General features: G+C 68.2%; 6 protein-coding genes and 1 pseudogene. All 7 read left to right on the forward strand.

From position 1 onward, the window contains the following. The first annotated feature begins 64 nt into the window (after positions 1 to 64). Positions 65 to 1,144: a polyprenyl synthetase family protein gene (locus IEZ15_RS31020; RefSeq protein WP_229846207.1), complete on the forward strand. Its 1,080-nt coding sequence runs from the start codon at positions 65 to 67 to the stop codon at positions 1,142 to 1,144. 48 nt (positions 1,145 to 1,192) lie between these two features. After that, entirely contained in the window at positions 1,193 to 2,791 is a 1,599-nt protein-coding gene (locus IEZ15_RS31025) for a prenyltransferase/squalene oxidase repeat-containing protein (RefSeq protein ID WP_189280326.1), read from the forward strand. Next, the gene (locus tag IEZ15_RS31030; RefSeq protein WP_189280327.1) at positions 2,788 to 4,167 is read left to right on the forward strand and encodes a cytochrome P450; all 1,380 of its coding nucleotides are present in this window, start codon (positions 2,788 to 2,790) and stop codon (positions 4,165 to 4,167) included. Before IEZ15_RS31025 ends, IEZ15_RS31030 begins: the two co-directional genes overlap by 4 nt. After that, a complete protein-coding gene (locus IEZ15_RS31035) occupies positions 4,164 to 5,129 on the forward strand; it encodes a terpene synthase family protein (RefSeq protein ID WP_189280328.1) in 966 nt (321 codons plus the stop codon). The genes IEZ15_RS31030 and IEZ15_RS31035 overlap by 4 nt, the downstream gene beginning before the upstream one ends. 92 nt (positions 5,130 to 5,221) lie before the next feature. Next, complete coding sequence (locus IEZ15_RS31040) at positions 5,222 to 5,392, forward strand: transposase (RefSeq protein ID WP_189280329.1); 171 nt, start codon at positions 5,222 to 5,224, stop codon at positions 5,390 to 5,392. Between the two features lie 84 nt (positions 5,393 to 5,476). Continuing rightward, positions 5,477 to 5,605, forward strand: a complete 129-nt coding sequence (locus tag IEZ15_RS46495; RefSeq protein WP_268250448.1) for a hypothetical protein — start codon at positions 5,477 to 5,479, stop codon at positions 5,603 to 5,605. Between the two features lie 20 nt (positions 5,606 to 5,625). Beyond that, positions 5,626 to 6,000: pseudogene (locus IEZ15_RS31045) on the forward strand (IS3 family transposase); the annotation flags it as partial.

Consider the following 6,000-nt stretch of genomic DNA (forward strand, 5'->3'; position numbering starts at 1 on the left):
GACCCGTCCTCTGCAAGAACGGAACCGCGACGACGGTTCCCGAACGAAAGAGGATCAATTGCCGGTGACACAAACCCTTCCCACGGGACTGCCCGACCTCTCTCCCCTACGACAGAAGGTGGGCGCGGCTCTGACCGGATTCCTTGACACCAAGGAACGTGCTGCGCCAGGAATCGAGTTGCTCTACCTGACCTCCACCCTTCGCGGACTCCTGACCGGTGGAAAACGACTTCGGTCCCTGCTGTGCCTGTACGGATGGCAGGCCGCCGGAGCAACAGGTGACATGACCGCTGCCGTTCGCGCTGCCGCCAGCCTCGAACTCTTTCAGGTGTTCGCCCTGGTACACGACGACGTGATGGACGACAGCGATATCCGCCGCGGGCGGCCGTCCGCCCACCGTGCACTGGCCACCGCGTATACCGACAGCGGCGGCCCGGGCAGCAGGGCCGAGGCGCACGGTCTGGGCGCGGCCGTCCTTCTCGGCGACCTGGCCCTGGTGTGGTCCGATGAACTCCTCCGAACAGCGGACCTCAGCCCGGAGCGGCTGGCGCAGGTGCTGCCCCTGGTGGCCGAAATGCGGAGCGAGGTCATGTACGGCCAGCTCTTGGACCTGCAGACCACCGGCCGTCTTACCGGTGATGTTGATACAGCACTGCACGTTATTCGATACAAGACCGCTAAATACACCATAGAACGGCCCCTGCACATAGGGGCGGCAGCGGCCGGAGCGACCCCACCCGTACTCGATGCTTGCACCGGTTTCGGCATACCACTGGGAGAAGCGTTTCAGCTGCGGGACGACCTGCTCGGGGTCTTCGGTGACCCCGCCAAGACAGGTAAACCAATACTGGACGACCTGCGCGAGGGCAAGGCCACTGTCCTGATGGCGCTCGCGGTCCAGCGAGCCTCCACGGCCGAACTGAAAACACTGCGCGAGCTCGTCGGCCGAAGCGACCTCAACGAGGAACACGCCGCCGCGGTCCGCACGATCCTGAACTCCACCGGCGCCCGGCAGACCGTGGAAGAAATGATCAACACACGACGGGCCGCCGCCCTCGCCGCCCTGGACAACGCTCCCTTCCCGGAAAGTGCCACAGCCTCCCTGCGCCGGCTCGCCCTGGACGCAACGGCCAGGCAGACATAAGGCATCGCCGCACGCCGCTAGTCAGAACCCCGAGGAGGAAGTCACCCCATGAGCATCAGCACGCCCATCGGCACGTCCTACGCCGAACGAGCCACCGGCCTGGTGGCCAGGGCCGACCAGGACAGATGGGGAAGCGTCCGCCCCTCCTTGTACGAGACCGCCCGCGTCCTCTCGGCGGCGCCGTGGCTGCCCGGGGAGTCACAGCGGATCACGTACCTGCTGGAGCAGCAGGCGCCCGGCGGCAGTTGGGGGGAGGGACCGCTGCCCTACCGGCTCCTGCCGACACTCAGCGGGGTGGAAGCCGCACTGGCGGTCCTGCGAAGGGGCACCGCGTCCGCAGATGTCACCGGCCGGCTCACGACCGCGGTGACCAGGGGCCTCGACGTATTGCGATCGCTGCCACCGGTGGGCCCGTGGCCGGACACGGCCGCTGCGGAAATACTCGTACCCAGCCTGGTAGCCAAGATCAACGAGAAGTTGGGCTTCCCGACCACCGGCGAGGACATGCCAGATATCGGCGGCCCCCGGCTGCCGGTTCCGGGTGGCTTCCACGAGTCGGCACCTGCTCGTGTGGCCAGACGGTACGAGTCGGCGGGCAGCCTGCCCGTCAAGTTTCACCACACGTTCGAAGGCATGGACAGCTACATACCGCAGGCTCTCGTCCCTGACGTCGAAGGCCTCCTGGGCAGCTCGCCTGCCGCCACCGCGGCACGGGCAACGCGATCACCTGCCACTACCGCTCAGGCTGTCGCCGACCTCACTGCAGTGGCGCAGCGCTACGGCGGTCTCTTCCCCGAGGCCGCGCCCCTCCGCGTGGTCGAACGGCTATGGGTCGCCGCCGCGCTGGCGCGCGCCCGCCTGCCCGCTGCCGCTCTTCCCACTGTCCGCGGGTGGGCCGAGGAGATCTACGATCCTCAAGGCGTGCGCGGTGCGCCCGGCCTCATGACCGATGCCGACGACACCGCCATGGCGGTACTGGTTGCCTCGCTCGTCGGCCTGCCGTACGACCCGGCACCGCTGGACCTGTTCCACAACGGCAGCCACTACGACTGTTATATCGGCGAGGACACCGGATCGGTCACCGCGAACGCCCACGCCCTCCAGGCCCTCGTGAGCTACCTGCGGCGCTGCCCGACGGCAGAGGCCACATACGGCCCCCGAGCGGCGAAGCTGTGCGACTGGCTGACCGACCAGCAGCAACCCGAAGGACACTGGACCGACAAGTGGCATGCCTCCCCCTACTACGCCACCGCGCGAAGCGTCACCGCGCTCGCACAGTACGGCGGCCATCACGCGTCCAGAGCCGTCCAGAGGGCCGCCGCATGGACCACTGACACTCAGCGCGCCGACGGCTCCTGGGGCGTGTGGGGCAGCACCGTCGAAGAGACCGCATACGCCGTCAAAATCCTGCTGAGCGCCGCCACACCCACACCGCAGCCGCAGCACACCCGGGCCCTGGACCTCGCCGAAACGTATCTGCGCGCCGCCTCGCACCCCAGCCACCAGCACCCCGCCCTGTGGCACGACAAAACCCTGTATGCGCCCACCGCAGTGATCGAAGCGGAGGTGCTCGCTGCGCGGGAGTTGCTGCGGGCACGTCGCGCAGCCGCATGTACAGAAACAGATGTGGAAAGGACGGACGCGTGACTCCTGACATGGATGTGACTGCCGACATGGACGTTCCGCCGACCGCTCCGGGGCGGTTGCCGCTTGTCGGGCACGTTGTGCCCCTGCTCAAGGACCGCCTGGAGTTTGTCGAACGCCTGCGCACGTACGGGCCGATCGTCCGTATGTCGGTCGGCCTCAAGAAGGTGACCGTGGTCAACTCTCATGAGCTGATCCACGAAATGCTCACCAGCAAGTCCGGCTCCTTCTCCAAGGGGTTGCTGGGCGAGAAGCTCAAGCTTTTCGGTCAGTCGGCCCTGCCGGTCGCGGAAGGCGAGCCCCACCTGCGTCGGCGCCGCCTGCTCCAGCCCGCCTTCCACCGCGAGCGGATCAGCGGGTACGTCAACACGATGCGGGAAACGGTGGAGCCGTCCATCACGGGCTGGCGTGAGGGGGAACTGCTCGACCTGAAGACCGAAATGGGGCTCATGGCCCAGGACGTGGCCATGTCGGTGCTGTGCTCCTTCCGCGCGGAGCAATTGCGGGCGCGCGCGATCCTCGACGCCGTCGACACGGTCTTCACGGCCGCCATCTGGCGCACCATGGTGCCCGTGTCCTCGCTGGAACGGCTGCCCACCCGCAGCAACCGGCGGCTCAAGGCCGCCCGCAGTCTGCTGCGCAGCGAGGTGGCGGACATCATCGCGGAGCGCCGGGCGGCCCCCGACGCCCACGACGACCTCGTGACGCTGCTCCTGGAGGCCCGGGACGAAACCGGTGCGCCACTGCCCGACAACGAGATCCTTTCGGAGATCATCGGGCTGCTGGCCGCGGGTTCCGAGACGACGGGAGTCATGCTGGCCTGGCTGTTCCACGAGCTGGGCCGCGACCCCGAGCTGGAGCGCAGGCTGCACGAGGAGGTCGACTCCGTGGTCGGAGAGGGCCCGATCACCGCCGAGCACGTCCCCCAACTCGCCTTCACCCGCAGACTGGTCAGCGAGACCCTGCGCCTGCACCACGCCGGCTGGCTGGTGACCCGGCAGGCCACCAAGCCCGTGCGCCTCGGGCAGGTCGTCCTGCCTGCAGGGGAGCAGGTGCTGTGGAGTCCCTACGCACTGCACCGGGACCCGGCCCTGTACCCCGACCCCCTGCGCTTCGACCCCGACCGCTGGCTGCCGGAGCGCCCCCAGCCGCCGAGGGGAGCCTTCATCCCCTTCGGGTCAGGAAAGCGCATGTGCATCGGCGACGCGTTCGCCTGGACGGAGGCGATCGTCATCACGGCGTTCATCGCGTCCCGCTGGCGGCTGCGGCCCGTTCCCGGCGCCACCGTGGAGCCGGTCGGGCTGCTCACCGTGCACCCGTCGGACCCCCGTATGGTCGCCGAAACCAGGCAGCGGGCCGTCGTGGGGACAGCCGTATGAGCCACACCCGCAGCCCGGACTCGCGTACCCTGCCGATGCCCGACCTCCGAGGCTCTTTCCCCGGTCCCTTCGCCACCAGCCCGTATGCCGACGCCATCGAGGAGCAGACCGCCCACTGGCTCCGGACCTTCCCCTTGATCGGTTCACCCGGCGAGGCGAAGGCCCTCTGCAACATCACGGCCCATGGGGTGGCTCGTGTCCTGCCCACGGCGGACCGGGACGGCGTGTTCCTCTGCGCCGATCTCTTTCTGTGGCTCACCGCGTTCGACGACGTACACGGCGAGTACGAAGGAGGCCGTGACACCGCCCGTCTGGTCCGCCGCATCAGTCACTGTGTCCATCTGCTGGCCGGCCACGACGAGCCGGCGGCCGATGACGACGCCTACATCGCCGCCCTGCGGGACCTCCTGCACCGGTTCCGGGAACGGGCCACGCCCACGCAGTACCTGCGGCTCACCGCACACCTGCGGGACAATCTCTTCGGCATCCTCTGGGAAGCCCATCACCTCGACAGGCCCGACCAGGTCACCCTGAGCGACTATTGCGCGATGCGCCCCCACACAGTCTTCGTCCGGACCGTCATGGCGACCGCGGAAGTCGCGCTCAGGTACGAACTCACCGAGGATCAGCGAGCCTCAACAGCGGTGCGGGAACTGGAGAAGGCCGTTGCCGACCTTGCCGGGTGGATCAACGACCTTGCCTCGTACGCGAAGGAGACAGAACGCGGTGGCCCGACTCCTCCGAGCCTGCCAACACTGCTGATCCGACATCGTGAGTGCGACCTCGAAGAGGCGTTCCGCCTGGCCTCCCGCATGTGTGAAGACCAAGCCCTCACCGCACGCCTTCGAATCACCGAACTCACCGTCAACAGCAAGAACTCACTCGCGGATCACGCTCGCGCCATGGAAGGCATCGCAGCCTCCTACGTGTGGCACATAGGGCACGCCCGCTACGGGGCTTGACCCAAGGCCCGTCCCCCTCTCTGTCAGCCTTGGGTGAGACGTCCCGTTCTGCGGGGTTGGCCTGAGAGGGCACGACAGGAGAACCGTCCCTTATGCCCAGCACAGAGCCCGTCGGGTCCGACCCGGCGCCGAGGCCGAAGCGCCGCACTTTCACTTCGGAGTACAAACTGCGGATCGTCGCCGAGTACGACTCCGCGCCCATGAACGAGAAGGGTGCGGTCCTGCGCCGGGAGCGGCTCTACCACTCGCATGTCAAGGAATAGCGGGCCGCCCGGGACGCCGGGGCCCTGGAAAACCTGGTCGACCGCCGGACCAGCCCGGCCCGTGCGAAGAAGTCCGCCGCGGAAGTGGAGAACGAAAAGCTGCGGCAGCAGGTGGAGCGGTTGCAGAGGGACCTGGCAGGGAACAAGGCCGCACTCGAGGTGATGGGAAAAGCTTCCGCGCTCTTGGAAATGATCTCCGAGAGCGCGGACTGAAGCCTGCCGCCGGCCCTGTCGTGGACGAGGCGTTCACCGGCGTCGAGGCTCAGCTGGGCATCATGGCCGCCTGCCGGCTGACCGGCCGCTCCCGCGCCACGCACTACCGTCGGCTCCGGCCCCCGCCACCCCGCAGAGCACGTGCCCCGCAGGTGCAGCCATCGGCCCTGACGGCCGAAGAGCGGGCTGCGGTACTCCAGTTGATGAACGGTGACGAGTACGCCGAGCCGGCGCCCGCGCAGATCTGGGCCCGCGAGCTGGATGCCGGGCGCTATCACTGCTCCGTCTCGACGATGTACCGGATCCTGCGCGAGCAGGATCAGTCCGGTGAGCGCCGACGGCAGGCCACCCATGCCGACAAGACGGTGCCCGAACTGGTCGCCACCGGGCCCTCG

The organism is Streptomyces atratus (assembly GCF_014648655.1).
GTDB classification, from domain to species: domain Bacteria; phylum Actinomycetota; class Actinomycetes; order Streptomycetales; family Streptomycetaceae; genus Streptomyces; species Streptomyces atratus.